This window comes from Azospirillum sp. BE72, from assembly GCF_031455875.1.
Taxonomy (GTDB): Bacteria; Pseudomonadota; Alphaproteobacteria; order Azospirillales; family Azospirillaceae; genus Azospirillum.
This window is the reverse complement of record NZ_JAVDTO010000001.1, coordinates 1,140,519-1,161,497: the sequence shown is the minus strand read 5'-3', so window position 1 is coordinate 1,161,497 and position 20,979 is coordinate 1,140,519. Positions and strand designations below refer to the sequence as shown.

General features: G+C 67.2%; 19 protein-coding genes. 12 read left to right on the top strand and 7 right to left on the bottom strand.

The annotated features are described in order from the left end of the window. Position 1: 1 nt before the first annotated feature. On the top strand, positions 2-781 hold the full coding sequence (locus J2Y49_RS05710) for a TatD family hydrolase (RefSeq protein ID WP_310113118.1): 780 nt from the start codon (positions 2-4) through the stop codon (positions 779-781). Continuing rightward, positions 778-1,587, top strand: a complete 810-nt coding sequence (locus J2Y49_RS05705) for an MBL fold metallo-hydrolase (protein ID WP_310113116.1) — start codon at positions 778-780, stop codon at positions 1,585-1,587. The genes J2Y49_RS05710 and J2Y49_RS05705 overlap by 4 nt, the downstream gene beginning before the upstream one ends. Before the next feature lie 155 nt (positions 1,588-1,742). Here the strand turns inward: J2Y49_RS05705 and J2Y49_RS05700 are convergent, their stop codons facing one another. After that, entirely contained in the window at positions 1,743-2,840 is a 1,098-nt protein-coding gene (locus J2Y49_RS05700) for a TRAP transporter substrate-binding protein (protein WP_310113114.1), read from the bottom strand. Between the two features lie 626 nt (positions 2,841-3,466). On the opposite strand from J2Y49_RS05700, the gene J2Y49_RS05695 reads away from it, so the two are divergent. The 3 genes from J2Y49_RS05695 to J2Y49_RS05685 are packed head-to-tail and all read left to right on the top strand — an operon-like array spanning position 3,467 to position 6,248. Then, positions 3,467-4,642 (top strand): OpgC domain-containing protein, encoded by a 1,176-nt coding sequence (locus J2Y49_RS05695; protein ID WP_310113112.1) that lies wholly within the window; start codon positions 3,467-3,469, stop codon positions 4,640-4,642. Next, entirely contained in the window at positions 4,639-5,463 is an 825-nt protein-coding gene (locus tag J2Y49_RS05690) for a hypothetical protein (protein WP_310113111.1), read from the top strand. Before J2Y49_RS05695 ends, J2Y49_RS05690 begins: the two co-directional genes overlap by 4 nt. Then, on the top strand, positions 5,460-6,248 hold the full coding sequence (locus J2Y49_RS05685; protein WP_310113109.1) for an SGNH/GDSL hydrolase family protein: 789 nt from the start codon (positions 5,460-5,462) through the stop codon (positions 6,246-6,248). The genes J2Y49_RS05690 and J2Y49_RS05685 overlap by 4 nt, the downstream gene beginning before the upstream one ends. 30 nt (positions 6,249-6,278) lie before the next feature. On the opposite strand, the gene J2Y49_RS05680 is transcribed toward J2Y49_RS05685, so the two are convergent. Further along, on the bottom strand, positions 6,279-6,662 hold the full coding sequence (locus J2Y49_RS05680; protein WP_310113107.1) for a hypothetical protein: 384 nt from the start codon (positions 6,660-6,662) through the stop codon (positions 6,279-6,281). A 36-nt stretch (positions 6,663-6,698) separates the two neighbouring features. Continuing rightward, on the bottom strand, positions 6,699-8,852 hold the full coding sequence (locus J2Y49_RS05675) for an EAL domain-containing protein (RefSeq protein WP_310113105.1): 2,154 nt from the start codon (positions 8,850-8,852) through the stop codon (positions 6,699-6,701). Between the two features lie 207 nt (positions 8,853-9,059). Between J2Y49_RS05675 and recO the strand changes: the two genes are divergently transcribed. After that, positions 9,060-9,782: a DNA repair protein RecO gene (gene recO, locus J2Y49_RS05670; RefSeq protein WP_310113103.1), complete on the top strand. Its 723-nt coding sequence runs from the start codon at positions 9,060-9,062 to the stop codon at positions 9,780-9,782. A 20-nt stretch (positions 9,783-9,802) separates the two neighbouring features. After that, positions 9,803-12,028, top strand: a complete 2,226-nt coding sequence (parC, locus tag J2Y49_RS05665; RefSeq protein ID WP_310113101.1) for a DNA topoisomerase IV subunit A — start codon at positions 9,803-9,805, stop codon at positions 12,026-12,028. Between the two features lie 232 nt (positions 12,029-12,260). Here parC and J2Y49_RS05660 read toward each other — a convergent pair whose 3' ends face one another. The 4 genes from J2Y49_RS05660 to J2Y49_RS05645 are packed head-to-tail and all read right to left on the bottom strand — an operon-like array spanning position 12,261 to position 15,562. Beyond that, positions 12,261-13,262 (bottom strand): magnesium transporter MgtE N-terminal domain-containing protein, encoded by a 1,002-nt coding sequence (locus J2Y49_RS05660; protein WP_310113100.1) that lies wholly within the window; start codon positions 13,260-13,262, stop codon positions 12,261-12,263. Then, the gene (locus J2Y49_RS05655; protein ID WP_310113098.1) at positions 13,259-13,912 is read right to left on the bottom strand and encodes a DUF6468 domain-containing protein; all 654 of its coding nucleotides are present in this window, start codon (positions 13,910-13,912) and stop codon (positions 13,259-13,261) included. Before J2Y49_RS05655 ends, J2Y49_RS05660 begins: the two co-directional genes overlap by 4 nt. Further along, positions 13,909-14,982 carry a flagellar motor switch protein FliM gene (gene fliM / locus J2Y49_RS05650; protein WP_085089732.1) on the bottom strand — a complete coding sequence of 358 codons (1,074 nt, stop codon included), beginning with the start codon at positions 14,980-14,982 and terminating at the stop codon, positions 13,909-13,911. The genes J2Y49_RS05655 and fliM overlap by 4 nt, the downstream gene beginning before the upstream one ends. A gap of 28 nt (positions 14,983-15,010) precedes the next feature. Beyond that, positions 15,011-15,562, bottom strand: coding sequence for a flagellar basal body-associated FliL family protein (locus J2Y49_RS05645; RefSeq protein WP_310113095.1), 552 nt, complete (start codon positions 15,560-15,562; stop codon positions 15,011-15,013). Between the two features lie 540 nt (positions 15,563-16,102). Between J2Y49_RS05645 and flgF the strand changes: the two genes are divergently transcribed. The 5 genes from flgF to J2Y49_RS05620 all read left to right on the top strand — a co-directional run bounded on the left by flgF (position 16,103) and on the right by J2Y49_RS05620 (position 20,944). Next, positions 16,103-16,825 carry a flagellar basal-body rod protein FlgF gene (gene flgF, locus J2Y49_RS05640; protein WP_310113094.1) on the top strand — a complete coding sequence of 241 codons (723 nt, stop codon included), beginning with the start codon at positions 16,103-16,105 and terminating at the stop codon, positions 16,823-16,825. Positions 16,826-16,856: 31 nt separating this feature from the next. Then, positions 16,857-17,642, top strand: a complete 786-nt coding sequence (gene flgG, locus J2Y49_RS05635; protein WP_310113093.1) for a flagellar basal-body rod protein FlgG — start codon at positions 16,857-16,859, stop codon at positions 17,640-17,642. A gap of 51 nt (positions 17,643-17,693) precedes the next feature. Continuing rightward, the gene (gene flgA, locus J2Y49_RS05630) at positions 17,694-18,461 is read left to right on the top strand and encodes a flagellar basal body P-ring formation chaperone FlgA (protein WP_310113092.1); all 768 of its coding nucleotides are present in this window, start codon (positions 17,694-17,696) and stop codon (positions 18,459-18,461) included. A 13-nt stretch (positions 18,462-18,474) separates the two neighbouring features. Continuing rightward, on the top strand, positions 18,475-19,239 hold the full coding sequence (flgH, locus tag J2Y49_RS05625; protein WP_310113090.1) for a flagellar basal body L-ring protein FlgH: 765 nt from the start codon (positions 18,475-18,477) through the stop codon (positions 19,237-19,239). 358 nt (positions 19,240-19,597) lie between these two features. Continuing rightward, on the top strand, positions 19,598-20,944 hold the full coding sequence (locus J2Y49_RS05620; RefSeq protein ID WP_310113089.1) for an excisionase: 1,347 nt from the start codon (positions 19,598-19,600) through the stop codon (positions 20,942-20,944). Positions 20,945-20,979 lie beyond the last annotated feature (35 nt).

The following is a 20,979-nucleotide window of genomic DNA, read 5'->3' as shown; positions in this document are numbered from 1 at the left end:
TATGCTCGTCGACAGCCATTGCCATCTCGACTTTCCCGATTTCGCCGAAGAGCTGGACGCGGTCGTCGACCGCGCCCGGCAGGCCGGAATCGGGCGGATGGTCACCATCTGCACCTACATCAGCCGGTTCGACCGCATCCTGGCGGTGGCGGAACGCTATGACGACATCCTCTGCTCGGTCGGGGTCCATCCCCACCAGGCGGCGGAGGAGTTCGCCATCACCACGACCGAGACGCTGGTGGAGCTGTCGCGCCATCCCAAGGTGATCGGGCTGGGCGAGACCGGACTCGACTACTTCTATGACAAGAGCCCGCGCGACCAGCAGCAGGAGTGCTTCCGCCGGCACATCCGCGCCAGCCTGGAGACCGGCCTGCCGCTGATCATCCATACCCGCGACGCCGACGACGACACCATGCGCATCGTCAAGGAGGAAGCGGCCGGACAGAAGGTGAAGGGCCTGCTGCACTGCTTCAGCTCCGGCCGCGCGCTGGCGGAGGAGGCGGTGGAGTACGGTTTCAGCCTGTCGCTGTCGGGGATCGTCACCTTCAAGAAGTCGGAAGACCTGCGCGCCATCGTGAAGGACGTGCCGCTCGACCGCATCCTGGTGGAGACGGACGCGCCCTACCTCGCGCCCATTCCGTTCCGCGGCAAGCGCAACGAGCCGGCCTATGTCGCCCACACCGCGGCCTGCGTGGCCGAGGTGAAGGGGGTGTCGGCGGAGGAACTGGCCCGCGTCACCACCGACAACTTCTTCCGCCTGTTCGACAAGGCGGCTGCATGACGCTGGACGGCGCATCAACCGGCGCGATGCGCGTGACCGTCCTTGGCTGCGGCGGGTCGCGCGGCGTTCCGGTGATCGCCGGGGTGCCGGGCGGCCAGTGGGGCCGCTGCGATCCCGCCAACCCGAAGAACCGCCGCATGCGCCCGTCGGTGCTGGTGGAGAGCGGCGGCGTATCGGTCCTGATCGATACCTCGCCCGATCTGCGCCAGCAGTTCCTCGACAGCGGCTGCTCGCGACTGGACGCCGTGCTGTGGACGCACCAGCACGCCGACCACTGCCACGGCATCGACGAGCTGCGCGAGATCTGCCGGCAGATGCATGCGCCGATCGACGCCTATGGCTGGGACGAGCATCTGCGCGACATCGAGATCCGTTTCCCCTACTGCTTCGATCCGTTGCCGGAAGGCTATCCCTTCTACCGGCCGGTGCTGCGGTCGCACCGGATCGACGGCCCGTTCAGCGTGAAGGGGCTGAAGGTGACGCCGTTCGAGCAGGACCACGGCTATATGCGGACGGTGGGCTACCGGTTCGGCGGCTTCGCCTATTCGACCGACGTGGTGCGGCTGGACGAGCGGGCCTTCGCGGCGCTGGCGGGGGTGGACACCTGGGTGGTCGACTGCGGCCGGATCGAGCCGCCCCATCCCGTGCACGCGCATCTGGCGCTGACGCTGGAATGGATCGAGCGGGTCCAGCCGCGGCGGGCCTATCTGACCCACATGGACAACACCATGGACTATGACAGCCTGCGGCGGATCCTGCCGGAGGGGGTCGAGCCGGCGTTCGATGGGATGGTGATCGAGGTGTGAGAGTGGTTGGCTTCGATTGCCCCCACCTAACCTCCCCCGCTGAGCGGGGGAGGGACTGCCGTCACTCTCCCGCATAGGCGCTTGTCCCCTCCCCCACCCAGCGGGGGAGGGTTAGGGTGGGGGCAATCGAAGCCGACGCCCCACCCAAAAACTCCTTATTTCTTCTTCTCAAGCGGCGGAGCCGCGTAGACGAAGCGGTCGAAGCTGTATTCGGCGACGCGGAACCACAGATACTCCTCCTCGCGGAACTTCTTCCACGCCTCGTAGATCTTGCGGAACTTCTCGTTCTTCGCGGCCTCTTCCTCGTACACCTCGATGGCGGCCTGATAGCAGGCCTGCATCACCTCGTTGGGGAAGGGACGCAGCTGGGTGCCGGCAGCGACCAGACGCTTCAGCGCGGTCATGTTCTGGACGTCGTACTTGCCCAACATGTCCAGCGTCGCGTCGGAGCAGGCCGCGTGCAGCGCCGCCTTGTAGGCCGGCGGCAGCGATTCGAACTTCTCCTTGCCGAACATCATGGAGACCTGCGGGCCGCCTTCCCACCAGCCGGGATAGTAGTAGTACTTGGCGACCTTGTTGAAGCCGAGCTTCTCGTCATCGTAGGGGCCGACGAACTCGGCGCCGTCGATGGTGCCCTTTTCCAGCGCCGGATAGATGTCGCCGCCGCCGATCTGCTGCGGCACGACGCCCAGGCGGGCCATGATGGTGCCGGCATAGCCGCCGATGCGGAACTTCAGGCCCTTCAGGTCTTCGACCGACTTGATTTCCTTGCGGAACCAGCCGCCCATCTGGGTGCCGGTGTTGCCGGCGCCGATGGCGACGAGGTTGTGACCGGCGAAGAACTCCGCCATCAGCTCCTTGCCGCCGCCATGGGTCATCCAGGCGTTCTGCTGGCGCGCGTTCAGGCCGAACGGCATCGCCGCGTCGAAGGCGAAGGTCGGATCCTTGCCGACGTAATAGTAGGAAACGGTGTGGCCGCACTCGATGGTGCCGTCCTTGACCGCATCCAGAACCTGGAGCGCCGGGACGATTTCACCGGCCGCGAAGACGCGGATCTGGAACTTGCCGTCGGTCAGCTCGGCCACGCGCTTGGACACGAACTCTGCACCACCGTAGATGGTGTCGAGGCTCTTCGGGAAGCTGGAGGCGCAACGCCACTTGATCTCGGGCGAGGACTGCGCAATGGCGGGGGCGGCAAGCGTGCTGGCGGCGACGCCCACACCGGCCGAGGTCAGAAATGCACGACGTTTCATCCAGAAGCTCCCTTTGTCCGTTCTCTGTTATGCGTTCTTGTTGCCGGACCGGGTTCAGCCGGCCCGCAACCGGCCAAACCGGACCCTCGACGGGACCGCATGGCACCGGTTGAGCGGGAAAAGCGGGAGTGGTTGGAATGCAGCCCGGCCGGATGCACGGATGACCGGATGCATGCTCGGCCGGCCCGGACGGCGCATCCGGGACACCGTGAAAGCCCACGCGCCTGCACATGGGCGGCACGACCGTTCCCGGTCTCTGCTTGCGCTTCCTCCCATCCATCCGGGTTTGCGGCCGGCCTTCCGGCCGATCCGTCCCAGCTTTCTTTCGCTGATCGGATTATGCAGGAAGCGAATGGTCGGGATCAAGCGTGAAGCGGAATTGACGTCCTTATTTCAGAGGTTTAACGCTGCGGCGCGAAGCCAGGGGTTCCATTCAACCACTCCGGCCGGACGACGTCGACCGCGGGTCCGGCGGCATTGCTTCTCGACTCCGCCGCCGCTGCCCCCATCTGTTCAGGCACGGCCGACGACCCGGGGAAATGATCCCTGGAAAGGATGGCCGGCGGAGCTTAAGACCGCGCCGGCGTGTTGATGGGGGAGCGTGGGACCTTGCGGGTTGGATGGCCATGAGAGACGTGACTGTGGCGGAGCGTGGGGCGGAGACTGCCGCGGCGCGCGACCTGCGGCTGGACTTTTTCCGCGGGCTGGCGCTGTGGTTCATCTTCGTGAACCATATTCCGGCCAACCAGATTTCCTGGCTGACGCCGCGGAATTTCGGCCTGAGCGACGCCACGGAGATCTTCGTCTTCATCTCCGGCTACACCGCGGCGCTGGTCTATGGCCGGACGCTGGACCGGCAGGGCATGCCGATGGCGGCGGCACAGGTGCTGCACCGCTGCTGGACGCTGTACGCCACCTACATCATCCTGTTCTTCGCCTTCACCGCCCAGATCGCCTACACCGCCCGCGCCTTCGACAGCCCGCTGTTCGCGGAGGAGATGGGCATCGCCGGCTATTTCCAGGACCCCGTCACCGCCCTGACCCAGGCCCTGCTGCTGAAGTTCAGACCGGCGAACCTGGATGTGCTGCCGCTCTACATCGTGCTTCTGCTGGCCTTTCCCCTGCTGCTGCCGGCGTTGCGCCGCCGGCCGCTGGCGGTTCTGGCCGGTTCCGCCGCGGTCTATCTGGCGTCCAGGCATTGGGGGTGGAACCTGCCCACCCACCCGGACGGCGGCGTCTGGTACTTCAACCCCTTCACCTGGCAGTTGCTGTTCGTGGCGGGCGCGGCATTGCAGTTCCAGCCGGATGTGCGCGCCGTGCTGACCCGCTTCCGCCTGCCGGTGATGGTCGCGGCGGTCGCGATCCTGCTGGCCGGGCTGTACCTGACCCTGTCCTGGAAGTTCGCCCCGCTCCATGCGCTGATCCCCGACGCGGTGACGGAGTTCCTCTACCCCATCAGCAAGACCGACCTCGACCCGCTGCGCCTGCTGCATTTCTTCGCGCTGGCCTATGTCGTGCTCCGGGCGGTGCCGGCCGGGGCGTCCTGGCTGAACGGATCGCTGGCCGCGCCGGTGCTCGACTGCGGACGGCAATCGCTGCAGGTGTTCTGCCTGGGCGTGCTGCTGTCCTTCGCCGGGCAGACCGTGCTGGTCCATGTCAGCGGCTCGCTTTCCGCACAGTTCCTTGTTACCGTGCTGGGCATCGCCACGATGGTGCTGCTGGCCCGCTTCCTCGGCTGGTACCAGTCGGCCGAACGGGCGCGTCGCCACAGGGTCGCTGCCAGCAGGAATGTGGGTGCATGAGCGGACGGGGGTTGAGACGGTTGCTGACGGCCACGGCCATCGCGCTGGCGGCTCTCGCCCTTTCCGGACCGGCCCACGCGGCGAACGCCGCGGCGGTGGATCCCGCCTGTTCCGTGCCGGACACCGTGCTTGCTCCCGGTGAAGGGCTGCCGCGGGTGGCGGCTCGGCTGGCCGCCGGCCGGCCTCTGTCGGTCCTGATCGTCCATTCCGCCAAGCAGGCCTCCAAACCCGGCATCGTCGGCTATCCCGCCCGGCTGGAGGAGGAGTTGAAGCGCCGCCTGCCCGGCCGCGCCGTCCGGACCGCCGTGCTGAGCCTGCCCGGCGAGCCGGCGCCCGCCATGGTGGCACCGCTGGCCCAGGCGGTCGCCGACCAGCGCCCGGCGCTGGTGGTCTGGCAGACCGGCACGGTCGATGCCATGCGCAACCTGGATCCGGAAGGTTTCGGCATGGCGCTGGAGGCCGGCATCGCCGAAGTCCAACGCCGCGGCGCCGACATCGTCATCATGGACATGCAGTACAGCATGCACACGGCGCAGTTGATCGACTTCGCACCCTACGTGTCCTACATGTCCTGGCTGGCCCAGAGTTCCGACGTCTTCCACTTCCCCCGCTACGACATCATGCGGCATTGGGTTGAGGATGGCCGGGTCGATTTCGCCGACGAGGGTGACGAGGCGAAGCGGCGGTCTTATGAATTCGTTCACCGTTGCATCGGACAATTGCTGGCGGAAAGCATCGCCACGATGATCGCCCGGCCGGAGGCAGATCCCCCGGCGGCCATCCCCCCGGCAATAGCGCGAAGCAACGGAACGAGCCCTTGAACAAGCCCTTCAGCCTGCATCACGCCGCCCGCCTCCTGACGCTGATCGCCACAATCGCCATATCCGCTCCCGCATTGGCCGCCGATCCCGCGGCCTCGGCGCGATGCCAGCTTCCCCGTGGGGAGGCTGCGCTTTCGGCTCCCCTGCCGCAGCTGTCCCAGCGCATCGCGACCGGCGCGCCGATCCGCATCGTCGCCATCGGGTCCTCCTCCACCGCCGGGGCGGGGGCGAGCGCGCCCGACAAAGCCTATCCGGCCCGCCTCGCCCATTATCTGGCCGAGCGGTTCCGCAACGCGGACATCGCAGTATTGAATCGCGGCATCAACGGCGAGACCGACGACCAGACCGAAAAGCGGATCGACGCCGACGCGCTGGGCGCCAAGCCCGATCTGGTGATCTGGCAGGTCGGCGCCAACACCGTGCTGCGCGACGGCGACCAGGGCCTGAGCGAGCGTTCCGTCCGCCAAGGGGTGGAGCGGCTGCGCGCCGCCGGGGTGGACGTGGTGCTGATGGACCTGCAATACGCGCCGAGGATGCTGGAAAAGACCGGCGTCGCCCCGATGCTGTCCCGCATCGCCGGGATCGCCGCCGATCAGCGTGTCGGCCTGTTCCACCGGTTCGACGTGATGCGGTCGCTGGTGGAGACGCGCGGCATGGCCGTCACCGACCTGATCGGGCCGGATGGCGTGCACCAGAACGACGCCGGCTACGACTGTGTCGCGCGGATGCTGGCGATGGGGATCGAGGACGCGGTCCGCGTCCATGAGAGCGGGGTGAAGCGGTAGGGCGCCTCCGGAAGGGGCGCCCCCAATCCCTCACCGCTGCATCATCGCGCTTTCCTTGCCGCAGAGGAAAAACACCTTCGAATAGACCTTCAGCAGCGCGTCGGTCAGCGCCTGGACCTCCGGGCTGCCCATGGCGCGCGGCTTTGCGGGGTCGACATGCAGAACGCAGCTGTCCTTCACGTCGTTGAAGGCGGCCAGCGCGTGGATGCGGTCGGGGCGGAACTCGTCGGGGAAATTCTCGTCCATCAGCCAGAAGCACTGGAAGTTCCGGCAGGATTGCGGCCGCTCCTCGTAGATCGCGCAGCCCTTGCCCTGGTCGCAGGACGCGCACCACTTGGCCGAAGGCTTCTTCAGCTCCGGCACCCCCATCAGCTTGCAGCAGAGGGTGCATTCACCGCAGGTGCGGTCCGACATCGGGCAAACTCCAAATAACGACAGCTCGCAACGGCTTCAGGCCGATGCTGGCAGGGCGATGTGCTCGTCTTCGGCGGCCAGCAGCCGCTCCACCGCCTCCGGCGGGGCCGGGCGGGCGAAGTGATAGCCTTGGGCGTACTTGCACAGACCGCGCAGATACACCGCTTCGTCCGCCGTTTCCACCCCTTCCGCCACGGCGTCGAGCCGCAAAATGGTGGCAAGGCCGGCAATGACCTGGACGATGGCGGCGTTGCCCTCCCCGGTCGACACCGCGCGGACGAAGCTGCGGTCGATCTTCAGCACATCAACCGGCAGCTTATGCAGGTAGGCCAGCGAGGAATAGCCGGTGCCGAAATCGTCGATCGACAGCCGGACGTCCATGTCGCGGATGCTCTGCATCAGCATCCGGCATTCGTCCGGGTCCTGCATCAGCAGGCTTTCGGTCAACTCCAGCTTCAGGCTGGACGGCGGGATCGGCACGGCGTCCAGCAGGTCGCGAACCGCCCCGACCAGATCGTCGTCACGGAATTGGCGGGTGGAGACGTTGACGCTCATGAACAGCGGCACGGGCCTTGGGAAGCGCGCCTGCCAATGCGCCAACTGCCGCACCGCCTCGCCCAATGCCCAGCGGCCCATCGGTGCGATCAGGCCGGTCTCCTCGGCCAGCGGGATGAACTCCGCGGGCGGGACCAGGCCACGGTCGGGGTGGTTCCAGCGCATCAGCGCCTCGAAGCCGGCGATGGCCCCGGTTTCCAGCAGGACGATGGGCTGGTAATGCAGGCAGAGCTGGCCCTGTTCCAGAGCGGCGCGCAGGTCGGCCTCCATCCGCATGGCGGCCATCGCCTGCCGGCGGAGATTGGCGTCGAAGACGTCGATGCGCGCGCGCCCGCCGCTCTTGGCGCGGTACATGGACAGGCTGGCGTCGCGCAGCATGTCCTCCGCCCGGTCGTAGCCGGTCTGGCTCAGCGCCACGCCGATCGAGGCGGTCAGCACGAGGTCGCGCCCCTCCTCCAGCGTTATCGGGCGGGAAATGGCGCGGGCCATGCGCTCCGCCGCCTCCAGCGCGTCGCCGGCGTCGTCCAGTTCGTCCACCAGCACGGCGAATTCGTCGGCGGACAGCCGGGCCAGCGTATCGCCGACACGGCGGCTGGTGTCGAGCCGCTTGGCGATGATGCGCAGCACGCGGTCGCCGGCACTGCTGCCCAGCGCGTCGTTGATCGCCTTGAAGCGGTCCAGGTCGATGATGATCGCGGCGAAGGGCCGGGCGCCGGCCCGGCGGTTGCGGTCCAGCGCCTGCCCGATGCGGTCGAGCAGTAGCGTGCGGTTGGGCAGCCCGGTCATGGCGTCGTGGACGGCATCGAACAGGATCTGCTGTTCGGCCCTCTTGCGCGCGGTGATGTCGGTCATCGAACCGGCCATGCGGACGGCGCCGCCCTTTTCGATGCGCGCCTTCTCATTGCGCACCGCCAGACCGCGCACCAGCATCCACATCTCCTGCCCGGCCTTGTCGCGGATGCGGAATTCGTGCTGAAGGTGCGGACGCTCTCCGGCCAAATGCAGGTTGATCGCGGTCTGCAGCCCGTCCAGGTCGTCGGGCAGGACGCGCCGGAACCACTCGTCGATGGTGTCGCCGATCTCGGCGTCCTCATAGCCCAGCATCGCCTTCCAGCGCGGGGAGTAATAGACCTCGCCGCTGTCGATGTGCCAGTCCCACAGCCCGTCGGCGGCACCGGCGGCGGCGAGCGCATAGCGTTCCTCGCTCTGGCGCAGGCGCTGTTCGGCGAGCTTGCGGTCGGTGATGTCGGCGACGGAGCCGACCAGCCGGATCGGGTCGCCCGAGTCATCCATCACCGCCATGCCGCGGCAGACCAGCCAGCGCCATTGCGGTTTGCCGGTCGACTCGGCGTCCGCATCGGCACGGCGGACGCGGTGTTCGATCTGGAAGGGAACCGTCAGGCCGACCATCTGCGCCTCGAACGAGGCGTGCAGCCAGTCGATGTCTTCGGGATGGACCAGCGACAGCCAGTCGTTCGGCCGGTTGGTCTCGCGGCTGGGGTTGCCCGGGGGCAGACCGAGGAAATCCTTGAAGCGGGGGGAGAGATACAGCGTGTCGCTGCGCAGGTCCCAATCCCAGACGCCTTCGGAGCCGGCCTTTTCCGCCAGCAGATATCGGTCGATGTTGGTGTTCAAGACCCCTCGTCGGACCCGTTGGCGGCCTGCGATTGGTGGGGCCTCCCACCGTTGAGGTGACGATTGTGGGGGTGGTTTGGTGAAGAATCGGTGAATGCCCTCGATGCGGGCGGTTCCATTCGTCACGACCGGTTCCCTTGGGGAGATTTTTTCCTATATTAGGATAGCTCGCCATCTCCCCTGCCACCTCTTCTGCGAACGGCACCGATGGATTGGTCCGATCAGGGAATCGTTCTGTCCGCCCGCCCCCAGGGGGAAGGGTCCGCCGTCGCGACCCTGCTGACGCGTGAGCACGGCCGCCATGCCGGCATGGTGATGGGTGGCCGCTCGGCGCGCCAGCGCGGCACGCTGGAGCCGGGAACCCTGGTCCATGTCCGCTGGCGCGGGCGTCTGCCGGAGCATCTCGGCCATTTCACGCTGGAGCCGGTGAAGGGCTATGCCGCCAATTTCTTCGACGACGCCCAGGCGCTGGCCGCGCTGATCAGCGCCTGCGCACTGGTCGAAGCGGCATTGCCGGAGCGGGCGGCCCACCCCGCCCTGTTCGACGGGCTGCTCGCCCTGTTCGACCTGCTGGAAAGCCCGGCCTGGGCGGAGAGCTATGTGCGCTGGGAGATCGGGCTGCTGGCGGAGCTTGGATTCGGCCTCGACCTCGACCGCTGCGCCGTGTCGGGGGCCAACGACTATCTCGCCTATGTCAGCCCGCGCACCGGCCGCGCGGTGACCGCGTCGGTGGGCGAGCCCTATCGCGACCGGCTGCTTCCCCTGCCCGATTTCCTGGCCGGGCGCGGCGGCGGCGGGCCGGCTTCGGTGTCCGACGGGTTGCGGCTGACCGCGCATTTCCTGGAACGCCACGTGCTGAACGGGCCGCTGCCGCCCGCGCGTGAACGGTTGAGAGAACGTTACGCGAACGCGGTAGCGCGCTCATCCTGAAACTGATAGACCCCATCATCATGAAGCCGCAAAACCCCGCCTCCGAAATCCTGGAAAAGCCGCTGGCCGACGCGCTCGGCGAGCGGTATCTCAGCTACGCGCTGTCCACCATCATGTCCCGCTCGCTGCCCGACGTGCGCGACGGGCTGAAGCCGGTGCACCGACGCCTGTTGTTCGCCATGAGCCAGCTCCGTCTGGAACCGACGACCCCGCCCAAGAAGTCGGCGCGCGTCGTCGGCGACGTGATCGGCAAGTTCCACCCGCACGGCGACAGCTCGGTCTACGATGCGCTGGTGCGTCTGGCGCAGGATTTCTCCGTCCGCTATCCGCTGGTCGACGGCCAGGGCAATTTCGGCAACATCGACGGCGATAACGCCGCGGCGATGCGCTACACCGAAGCCCGCCTGACCGAGGTCGCCAAGGCCCTGCTGGAGGGCATCGACGAGGATGCGGTCGATTTCCGCCCGACCTACGACGGCGACGGCGACGAGCCGGCGGTCCTGCCCTCCAACTTTCCGAACCTGCTGGCCAACGGATCGAGCGGCATCGCGGTCGGCATGGCGACCAACATTCCGCCGCACAATGTCGGCGAGATCTGCGACGCGCTGCGCCACCTGATCAAGCAACGCGACGCCTCCATCGAGACGCTGGTCGGCTTCATGCCCGGTCCGGATTTCCCCACCGGCGGCGTGCTGGTCGAGTCGCGGGAGAACGTGATCGAGGCCTACCGCACCGGCCGCGGCGCCTTCCGCCTGCGCGCCCGCTGGGAGGTGGAGAAGCTCGGCCAGGGCACCTGGCAGATCGTCGTCACCGAAGTGCCTTATCAGGTGCAGAAGGCCCGGCTGGTCGAGAAGATCGCCGAGCTGCTGCTGGCCAAGAAGCTGATCCTGCTGGAGGACGTCCGCGACGAATCGGCGGAGGATGTCCGCCTCGTCCTGGTGCCAAAAAGCCGGAACGTGGATCCCGAGGTGCTGATGGCCTCGCTGTTCCAGGCGACCGACCTGGAAATCCGCTTCTCGATGAACATGAACGTGCTGGGGGCCGATCATGTGCCGCGGGTGATGAACCTGCGCGAGGTGCTGCAGGCCTTCCTCGACCACCGGCACGAGGTGCTGGTCCGCCGGTCCAATCACCGGTTGAAGCAGATCGACCACCGGCTGGAGGTTCTCGGCGGCTATCTCGCCGCGTATCTGAACCTGGACGAGGTCATCCGCATCATCCGCGAGGAGGACGAGCCGAAGCAGGAGTTGATCCGCGCCTTCACCCTGACCGACGTGCAGGCCGACGCCATCCTCAACATGCGGCTGCGCAACCTGCGCAAGCTGGAGGAGATGGAGATCCGGCGCGAGCACGACACGCTGACCACCGAGAAGAACGGCCTGCTGGAACTGCTGGGCGACGAGACCCTGCGCTGGAAGCGGATCGCCGAGAGCGTGGCCGAGATCAAGAAGAAGTTCGGCGGCGGCGCGCTCGGCAAGCGGCGCACCGACGTGGCCGACGCGCCGGCGGTGATCGAGGTGCCGCTGGACGCCCTGGTGGAGCGCGAGCCGGTGACCGTCATCTGCTCCGCCAAGGGCTGGATCCGCACGGTGCGCGGCCACCTGACCGACGCGGAAGCGGAGGATGTGAAGTACAAGGACGGCGACGCCCGCGGCTTCATCGAGCGGTGCGAGACGACCGACAAGCTGCTGGTCTTCGCCAGCAACGGCAAGTTCTTCACCATCGGCGTCGACAAGCTGCCGCGTGGCCGCGGATTCGGCGAGCCGGTGCGGCTGATGATCGACCTCGGCAACGACGTCGACATCGTCGACCTGTTCCGCCACCAGCCCGGCCGAACCCTGCTGGTGGTGTCGGAGGATGGCCGCGGCTTCCGCGTGGAAGAGGCGGAGGTGCTGGCCCAGACCCGCGCCGGCAAACAGGTGCTGAACCTGGAGGACGGCAAGTCCGCCCGCATCTGCCATCCGGTGACCGGCGACACCGTCGCCATCATCGGCAACAACCGCAAGATGCTGGTCTTCCCGCTGGAGCAGGTGCCGGTGATGACCCGCGGCAAGGGTGTCCAGCTTCAGAAGTACAAGGACGCCAGCGTCGCCGACGTGAAAACCTTCACGCTGGCCGAAGGGCTGGGCTGGAGGAACGGCGAGCGCAACTTCAACGTCACCGACCTGACCGGCTGGATGGGCGACCGCGCCGGCCAGGGCAAGATGCCGCCCAACGGGTTCCCGAAGAACAACCGGTTCATGTGAGGGGTTGGTCGTTGGGTGGGGAAGTTAGACCCCCACCTAACCTCCCCCGCTCTCAGCGGACCTATGGTCCGCCTGCCGCGTCAGCACAAAGCATAGCTTTGTGCGAGAGCTGGGCGGGGGAGGGACTGCCGTCGCTTTTTTTCCCGAGAGCACTCTCTCGCACAAGCACTTGTCCCCTCCCCCGCCCAGCGGGGGAGGGTTAGGGTGGGGGCCTGACCTCGCCGAATGGAACTTACTTCGGCGCCGTCACCGTCGCCGTCAGCGGCACGCGGCGTTCGACCAGGGCCGAGGTGACCTCCTTGGCCTTGACCGGATCCATTGCGGCCAGGATCGGCGCGGTCTTCTGTTCCTTCATCTTCTGGATAACGCCCAGCAGAACCGGCATGTCGAGTTCCTCGAAGATGCGGGCCGCTTCCTTTGGCTTCATCGTCTCGTAGATCTTCACCAGGCTTTCCAACTGGGCCGACTGTTTCTCGTCGCCCTGGGCCATCAGCTTCTGGATGTCGGCGCGGGTCTTTTCCATCTCCGCCACCTTCTGGTCGATCCGCTTCTCGGCGGCGGCCAGCAGGGCTTCGCGCTGCTCCATCTCCTTGGTGCGGCGCTCGATCTCGGCGCGACGGTCGGCGAAATGCTGAAGCAGTTCCTGGTTGTTGATCGGACCGAGCGGGGCCGGAGGGGTGGCCGGAGCGTTGGTGGCGGGGGCATTCGCGGCACCGCTCGACCCGCCGGGGGCCGGTGGGGCATCCTTGCTGGCCGGCTTGGTGGCGGCGGCGGGAGGCTGAGCGGAAGCTTGGGCCACGGTCAGGGCGGGCGGTGTCGCCGGGGTGGAGCTTTGCGGGCCCTGGGCGAGGCTGACCGGAAAGTCCGGCAGGCGGGCATCATGGGTGGCGAGGCGCCACAGGTCGCCGACCCGGACCCCCAGCATCATCACCGCGACGAAGATGGTCAGCGGCAACAGGCGGAAGCGGAAGCCGCGCAGCCGCGCCCGCAGCCGCTCGGTCAGCGGCACGCGCGGCGTCGCCGGCTTGCGCGGCTTGGCCTTCGCCTTGCCCTTCTTCGCCGGCACCTTGCCTGCGGCGGGACGCACCGCCGGCAATTGCGCCTGCTGGGCCGCCGCCAGCGTGGAAGAGGTGCGGATGCCGGTCGGCGCGGCACCGGCCGGGCGGATCACGACCTTCTGTTCCTGGGAAGCACCCGCCGCAGCGGGCTTGCCGTCACTGGTGGGCATGGTCATCCGAGCCCCTTACCGGCATTCTCGATCGCCTGCAGAAGTTCGCGTTCGGCCCGCGACAGGCTCTCGCCATCACGGGTGATGGGATCGCGCGCCTCGGCCGGCGGTTCGGCACGGGCGGCGGCGCGCCGCGGCGGCGCATCCAGCCGGGCCGGCGGCGGGGCGTGGTCGTCGTGGTCGTGATCATCCTCGACCGGCAGGCTGCGCAGGGCCGGGCGCGGAGCGACCAGCGGCGCCTTGGCCGGGATGCGCGAGGCGAGCGTCGGCGCCACGGCGTTGGAGCGCCCGCCATCACGTCCGCCATCGCGCCGGCCGCCATCACGTCCACCGTCACGGTCGCCGATGCCGCCCAGCCGGTTGGCCAGCGCGTCGGCCGCCTCGATCATGAATTCCAACTCGTCGCGCAGGGTTTGCGCCTTGTTCACCGTGCGCTGAAGATCCTCGCCGGTGTCGCTGGCCGCCTTCTTCAGCGTGCGCACGCCGGTCTCCGCCCGCGCCATCGCGTCGTTCAGGCCCTGGATCAGTTCGGCCATCTCGCCGCGGCTTTCGCGCAGCGCGATGATCTGCCGGTTGAGGATGATCGCATAGGCGATGGTCGCGGCCAGCAGGCCGACCATCACGACGTCGATGATGATGGAGACCAGCGGACTCATAACCTCATGACCTCCTGCTTGGGCAGTTCCTTTTCCAGGCGGACGGCGATGTGCCCGCCCTTGCGCCCCATCCGCCCCTGGAACATCGACACGTCGCCGCAGCGCAGCTCGATGGCGCCGTCGGGGGTCGCGTTCAGCAGGATGCGGGTGCCGACGCGCCAGTTCAGCACGTCGTGCAGGGTCATCGTCACCTCGTCCAGCACGGCCGACAGGTCGACGTCCGTCACCATCAGCTCGGACGCCAAGTGGGTTTCCCAGATCGAGTCACGGCCGAACTTTTCGCCCATGAACATCTGGAGCAGCAGCTCACGCACCGGCTCCAGCGTCGCGTAGGGGATCATCAGCTCCAGCCGGCCGCCGCGATCCTCCATGTCGATGCGCAGCTTGACCAGCACCGCCGCGTTGGCGGGCCGCGCGATGGTGGCGAAGCGCGGGTTGGTCTCCAGCCGGTCGAAGCGGAAGGTGACGGGCGACAGCGGATCGAAGGCGGCGGACAGGTCGGACAGCACCACATGGACCATGCGTTCCACGAGGTTGCGTTCGATGGTGGTGTAGGGACGCCCCTCGATGCGCATCGCCGCCGTGCCGCGCCGGCCGCCCAGCAGCACGTCGACGATGGAATAGATCAGCGCGGAATCGACGACCATCAGGCCGTAATTGTCCCACTCCTCCGCCTTGAAGACCGACAGCATCGCCGGCAGTGGAATGGAGTTCAGGTAATCGCCGAAACGGACCGAGGAAATCTGGTCGAGGCTGACCTCGACGTTGTCGGAGGTGAAGTTGCGCAAGGACGTGGACATCATGCGGACGAGGCGGTCGAAGACCACCTCCAGCATGGGCAGGCGTTCGTAGTTGACCAGCGCCGAGTTGACCAGCGCCATGATGCCGGAGTTGTCGCCGTCGCCGGCGCCGCCCTGGTCGAAGCCCAGCAGGCTGTCGATCTCGTCCTGGTTCAGGACGCGGGTCGACCCGCCGCCGCCCATGTCGCCGACATCGCCGCTGTCCTCGGCCAATGCCGCCCATTCGGCGGCAAGCCGTTCTTCCTCGCTCAGTTCACCGGTGTCGCTCATCGGTCCACATCCCCACCTGACCGGGCCCTCACTGGACCAGCATTTCCTTGAACAGCACGTCCTTCACCTTCACCGGATAGGCGGCGGCGGTGATGCGCAGCAGCAGTTCCTGGCGCAACCGGTACATGCCGGCCGAGCCGCGCAAATCCTCCAGCCGCAATTCGCGCAGATAGACCTGAAAGTTGTCGATGATGCGCGGCAGCACATGTTCGACCGCACCGACATCCTCCGGCTTCGACAGCTGGATGGAGATCTTGATCTTCAGGAAGGCCGGACGCTTGTTGCCGGTGTTCAGGTTCACCAGCATGTCCGGCAGGTCGTAGAAGACCGGGGCCGCATGCGGATCGGGCTTGCCGGGCTCGGCAGCGTGTTCGCCTTCCGCCGCGGCATGCTCGCCCTCGGCCGCCTGTTCCTCCTTGCCCAGCAGGCCGTCGAGCAGGCCGGAGAAATAGACGCCGGCACCGGCGCCGATCAGCAGGACCAGGGGAAGGACGACGAACAGAACCAGCTTCTTGCCGCTGAACTTCTTCCGCGGCAGGCCATCGGTCGAAAGTTCGCCTGCGTCGGTTTCGGCAGCCATGACATCCTGGATCGTTCGAGGTGCGCAACAGGCACAGGCATCCGCCTGCCCTACCGTCTGTCCATGCCAAAGCTACTTTTGGGATAGTTAATAACTCCTTTCGAGTGGCTGATGGGACACCCCGGACGAGCAGGTTTCACCCTGTTGTGGCGGTTTCGGCACGGTTCTTGATTGGGCCTGCCCGGCAGTCCGCCACCGCCCGGCCGCGCAAGGCCAGTCCGCGCAAGGCCAGACCACGTCCGGACTCCGCCCCCGGCCGCCCGCCGTCCCCCTCGGGGTCGCGGGGCTGCCGTCCATCGCCCTGCCGCACCAGCCGTGCGGCGGGAACGGGAGAGTCTTGCCCGGCAGAACCCGGCAAGGAACGCCCATACCCCGGCAGATTCTGCCCGGCATCCCCTGCCCCATCCGGCGGGACCGCCACCGCCTTGCCCGGATTCAGCAGCTCCAGGGGTTCGGCGAAGTTGGCACGGCGCCTGCAACACCCCTTTCGCCGGTCGGACGCAGTCGCCCGATCCGTTCGCAAGGTGAAGAGGCCGCAAGATGGAAAATTCGATCTACGTCGCCCTGTCGCATCAGATGGCCCTGCGGCGCCAGTTGGACGTGACGTCGAACAACATCGCGAACGTCAACACGACCGGCTACAAGAACCAGCGGATGCTGTTCACCGAATTCCTGGAAAAGCCCGGCCTGCATGAGAAGGTCAGCTTCGTCCAGGACCGCGCCGTGGTGCGCGACCTGTCCAACGGCGCCATGACCCAGACCGGCAATCCGCTGGATCTGGCGCTGACCGGCCAGGGTTACTTCACCGTCGATACCGCAAGCGGCCCCCGCTACACCCGCGCCGGCAATTTCCGCCTGAACGACCAGCGCCAGCTGGTGGATGCCGGCGGCCTGCCTGTCCTGGCCAACAACGGCCAGCCCATCACCATCCCGGCCGGCACCAGCGACGTGAAGGTCAGCGGCGACGGCACCGTCGCCACCGAGTTGGGCCCGGTGGGCAAGCTGAACATCGTCACCTTCAAGAACGAGCAGCTGATGACCGAAGTCGGCAGCGGCCTGTACGTCAGCGACGAGCAGCCCGAGCCCGCCCCGGTCGAGACCAAAGTGGCACAGGGATTGCTAGAAGGTTCGAACGTGAAGCCAGTGGTCGAGATGACGCAGATGATCGAGCTCCAGCGCCAGTACATGTCCGCACAGAAGCTGATGGACAACGAACACGAGCGCATCCGCACGATGCTTCAGCGGCTGGGCCGCAGCGTCTGAACCAGACCGACGACGAGAGGAGAAGACCACCATGCGCAGCCTCGCCATCGGCGCCACCGGCATGATCGCCCAGCAGCTCAACGTCGAGACGATCTCCAACAACATCGCCAACTCGACCACCACCGGCTACAAGAAGCAGCGGGCAGAATTCCAGGACCTGCTGTACCAGAACTTCCGCCGCATCGGCTCGACCTCGTCGGATGCCGGCACCATCGTGCCGACCGGCGTGCAGGTGGGTGCCGGCGTGCGCGTCGCCGCGGTGGCCCGCGTGCTGGAACAGGGCAACCTGAACATCACCGACAACAAGCTGGACGTGGCGATCAACGGGTCGGGCTACTTCCAGGTGACGCTGCCCAGCGGCGACACGGCCTACACCCGCGCCGGCAACTTCAAGCTGTCGCCCGAGGGCATGATCGTCACCGCCGACGGCTATCCGATCCAGCCGAACATCACCATCCCGACCAACGCGGTGGACATCTCCATCAACTCGTCGGGCGAGGTGCTGATCAAGCTGGACGGCCAGACCGCCACGCAGAATGTCGGGCAGCTCCAGCTCGCCACCTTCGCCAACGCCGCCGGTCTGGAAGCCACCGGCGACAACCTGTTCATGGAATCCGGCGCCTCCGGCCAGGCCGTGACCGGCAACCCCGGCGCCCCCGGCTTCGGCCGCGTCACCCAGGGTGCCCTGGAGACCTCCAACGTCAACGTCGTGCAGGAGATCACCACCCTGATCACCGCGCAGCGCGCGTACGAGATGAACTCCAAGGTCATCAAGACCACCGACGAGATGATGCAGCAGGCCAGCCAGATGAGGTAACGGCGGCACCGCCGGCGCCTCGCCTCAGCCTCGAATTCGGGAACCACCGCCATGATCCGCCACCTCGCCACCCGCCGCCTGCCCGCCCTGATCCTCGGCGCCGCCCTGCTGACCGCCCCGGTCGCGGCGATGGCCGCCACGGCTCCGGCCGCGGGTGCGACGGCACCGGTTCCGGACGTCGTCTACGGCATGCCGCATGTCGAGGCGGTGCTGTCGGACGCGCTGTCGCGGGTGGTCACGGTCGGCCGGCTCCAGATGGAGCTGGACAGCCGCGCGGTGGAACTGCGGGCGCCGCAGGGCGCCGGCGGGCTGGCGGTGGAGAACCTCTATTACAGCCCGGTCCAGGGCCGCTTCGCCGCCGAGATCGTGGTGACGGGCAGCCAAATCCGCCTGCCGGTGTCGGGCCGCGCCTTCGGCGTGGTGCAGATCCCGGTGCTGTCGCGCCGCGTCATTCCCGGCGACGTCATCGGCCCGGGCGACATCGACTGGCAGGACGTGCGCGCCGACCAGACCACCAGCGACACCGCCGCCACCGATGCCCAGCTGATCGGGATGACGCCCCGGCGCGGCGTGTCCACCAACCAGCCCGTCCGCCTGCGCGACCTGCAATCGCCGCGCATGATCGACAAGGGATCCCTGGTCACCATCACCCTGTCGACGCCGTCCATGACGCTGACCACCCAGGGCAAGGCCCTGCAGGACGGCGGCAAGGGCGAGGTCATCCGCGTCGTGAACACCCAATCCAACCGCATCGTCGAAGCGACGGTCGCAGGCCCCAACGTCGTCGCCGTGGCAAAGCCCGGCACCATCGCGCAGTGAGGAGAAAGCTCCAATGTCCGCCACCAAGACCGCCCGCCTGATCCGCTTCGCGATGATCGCCGCCGCCGCCACCTCGCTGACCGCCTGCGGCGCCGCCTCGCGCATCGCCGACATCGGCAAGGCGCCGGAAATGTCGAGCATCCAGGACCCGCAGGCCAAGCCCGGCTACCAGCCGGTCAGCCTGCCGATGCCGACCCCGCTGCCGACGGAGCGCAACCCGAACTCGCTGTGGCGGAACGGTTCGAAGGCCTTCTTCAAGGACCAGCGCGCCAACAAGGTCGGCGACATCCTGACCATCAACATCTCGATCGACGACAGCGCCAAGGTCGCCAACTCCAGCAAACGGTCGCGCGCCAATTCCGAGGATGCCGGCATGCCGAGCCTGTTCGGGCTGGAAGGCGCCACCCTCAGCCGCGTCCTGCCGGCCGGCGCCTCGGCCGCCAACCTGGTGGACCTGACCAGCAACAGCTCGAACGACGGCAAGGGCTCGGTCGACCGCAACGAGCAGATCGACCTGAAGGTCGCGGCTCTGGTGACGCAATCCCTGCCCAACGGCAACCTCGTCATCCAGGGCCGCCAGGAAGTCCGGGTGAATTTCGAGGTCCGCGACCTGCAGATCCACGGCGTGATCCGTCCCGAGGACATCACCGCCCAGAACACCATCAGCTACGAGAAGATTGCGGAGGCCCGCATCTCCTACGGCGGCCGCGGCCAGATCACCGACGTCCAGCAGCCGCGCTACGGCCAGCAGCTGTACGACATCATCATGCCGTTCTGAGGACGTTTCGCGAACTGAACGGTAGAAAACGTTGCAGAAACAATGCCATAGCGGGAGAAATCCCCTTATGGCCGTGTTGCATCGCGTTTCATGGCGAAACCCAGCAAATCCGCCGTTTTCCGACCATTCCCGAAAACTCCATGCAACACGGATGCAACACGGGCGCCTCGAATGTTCGCGCCCTGTTCGCATGGGAAATTACTGCCGGTCGGTGGGTTGTGCCGGGCCGTTGTTGCCGGGCCGCCCCGTCTCCAAGGAAGCGCCGATCAGCACCGACAATCCGGCTCCATACCGCTTCCGGTCAGCCGATTCAGGCAACTCGCCGCACCACCTTCCGTGAAGGATATGCGAGGCGAGCATGGACAAGCTTCTGACCCTCCCCGAATGGGCCGAGAGGGTGTATGGCGACAACCCACCTTCGCTCGCCACACTCAGACGCTGGGCACGTGATTGCAGGATCTATCCGGCACCCGAACGCCACGGCCGCTCCTACTACCTGCCCGCAAGCGCTCGATTTCGGGCTGAAGCCTCCCCCACCGAGACCTCAGATCATCTCGCCCGATTCGAACAGCCTAGGACGGAAGCGATCGCAGCAGGCCGTCCGCGGAGCCCGAGGAACAAAAGCCTGCCCGCGAACCTGTACGAGCGCTCCGGCTATTACTCGTGGCGCGACCCGCAGACCGGCAGGGAACATGGTCTCGGTCGCGACCGGCGCAGCGCCGTCGAGCAGGCCATCGAGGCCAACCTCGTGGTGGAGGGGCTGCAGAACAAGCGCCGGCTAGTCGATCGCCTCACCACCGGCCCCAACAACAGCGTCGGCGCGTTCTGCGACCTCTACTCCGGCATCATCGACAGCCGCAAGGAAGCTGGCCGGATCAAGAAGGCCACCCACGAGCATGTGTCGCAGAGGAGCCGCCATTTACGGACGGCGCTGGGCGAACGGCGCATCGATAGCATCACCACCCGCGACGTCGCCGATTATCTGACCGCCTGGGAAGAGCGCGGCAAGCTGCGGATGGCGCAGTCGGTCCGCGCATTCCTGCTCGACCTGTTCACCGTCGCCAAGTCGAAGGGGTGGGTGACGCTCAACCCTGTCACCGACACGAAGGTGGCGCCGGCGGAGGTGCAGCGCGCCCGTCTGACCCTGGACGACTTCCGCGCCATCCATGCCGTCGCGGTGAAGGACTATGCGCCGTGGCTCGCTAGGGTGATGGAGTTGGCGCTCGTCACCGGCCAGCGGCGAGAGGACCTGATCGCGATGGGGCCGCGCGATGTGCGCGACGGCAAGCTCTGGATCGTGCCGAAGAAGACCGAACGACATAGCGTCCGCATCTGCATCCCGCTGGAGCTGCGGCTGCAGGCGGTCGGCTGGTCGGTTGGCGAGGTGATCGCGCGGTGTCGGGACAACATCCTCTCCCGCCATTTCATCCACCACAACGCCCACGCCGGCCGCGCCAAACCCGGAGACCCGATCCGGCGCCACACCGTGAGCGCGTGGTTTGCCGAGGCCAGGGACAAGAGCGGCCGCAGTTGGCCTGCTGGCAACACGCCGCCCAGCTTCCACGAGATCCGCTCGCTGGCCGCCCGGCTCTATCACGAGCAGGGCATCAATGCGCAGATGCTGCTCGGCCACAAATCCCCAGCGATGACGGCGCGCTACTGCGATTCTCGAGGTTCGGAATGGATGGAGGTCAAGCCGACTTGAGGAATGAGGTGAGTATAAGGAAGCCCGCCGGCCGG

Excerpts from the sequence above, each read along its gene's own strand:
- J2Y49_RS05695 (WP_310113112.1), top strand. The coding sequence starts at position 3,467 with ATGAGAGACGTGACTGTGGCGGAGCGTGGGGCGGAGACTGCCGCGGCG.
- J2Y49_RS05620 (WP_310113089.1), top strand. The coding sequence starts at position 19,598 with ATGGACAAGCTTCTGACCCTCCCCGAATGGGCCGAGAGGGTGTATGGC.
- J2Y49_RS05690 (WP_310113111.1), top strand. The coding sequence starts at position 4,639 with ATGAGCGGACGGGGGTTGAGACGGTTGCTGACGGCCACGGCCATCGCG.
- recO (WP_310113103.1), top strand. The coding sequence starts at position 9,060 with ATGGATTGGTCCGATCAGGGAATCGTTCTGTCCGCCCGCCCCCAGGGG.
- flgG (WP_310113093.1), top strand. The coding sequence starts at position 16,857 with ATGCGCAGCCTCGCCATCGGCGCCACCGGCATGATCGCCCAGCAGCTC.
- flgA (WP_310113092.1), top strand. The coding sequence starts at position 17,694 with ATGATCCGCCACCTCGCCACCCGCCGCCTGCCCGCCCTGATCCTCGGC.
- J2Y49_RS05700 (WP_310113114.1), bottom strand. The coding sequence starts at position 2,840 with ATGAAACGTCGTGCATTTCTGACCTCGGCCGGTGTGGGCGTCGCCGCC.
- J2Y49_RS05655 (WP_310113098.1), bottom strand. The coding sequence starts at position 13,912 with ATGAGTCCGCTGGTCTCCATCATCATCGACGTCGTGATGGTCGGCCTG.
- J2Y49_RS05710 (WP_310113118.1), top strand. The coding sequence starts at position 2 with ATGCTCGTCGACAGCCATTGCCATCTCGACTTTCCCGATTTCGCCGAA.
- J2Y49_RS05660 (WP_310113100.1), bottom strand. The coding sequence starts at position 13,262 with ATGACCATGCCCACCAGTGACGGCAAGCCCGCTGCGGCGGGTGCTTCC.
- J2Y49_RS05680 (WP_310113107.1), bottom strand. The coding sequence starts at position 6,662 with ATGTCGGACCGCACCTGCGGTGAATGCACCCTCTGCTGCAAGCTGATG.
- fliM (WP_085089732.1), bottom strand. The coding sequence starts at position 14,982 with ATGAGCGACACCGGTGAACTGAGCGAGGAAGAACGGCTTGCCGCCGAA.
- flgH (WP_310113090.1), top strand. The coding sequence starts at position 18,475 with ATGTCCGCCACCAAGACCGCCCGCCTGATCCGCTTCGCGATGATCGCC.
- flgF (WP_310113094.1), top strand. The coding sequence starts at position 16,103 with ATGGAAAATTCGATCTACGTCGCCCTGTCGCATCAGATGGCCCTGCGG.
- J2Y49_RS05705 (WP_310113116.1), top strand. The coding sequence starts at position 778 with ATGACGCTGGACGGCGCATCAACCGGCGCGATGCGCGTGACCGTCCTT.
- J2Y49_RS05645 (WP_310113095.1), bottom strand. The coding sequence starts at position 15,562 with ATGGCTGCCGAAACCGACGCAGGCGAACTTTCGACCGATGGCCTGCCG.
- parC (WP_310113101.1), top strand. The coding sequence starts at position 9,803 with ATGAAGCCGCAAAACCCCGCCTCCGAAATCCTGGAAAAGCCGCTGGCC.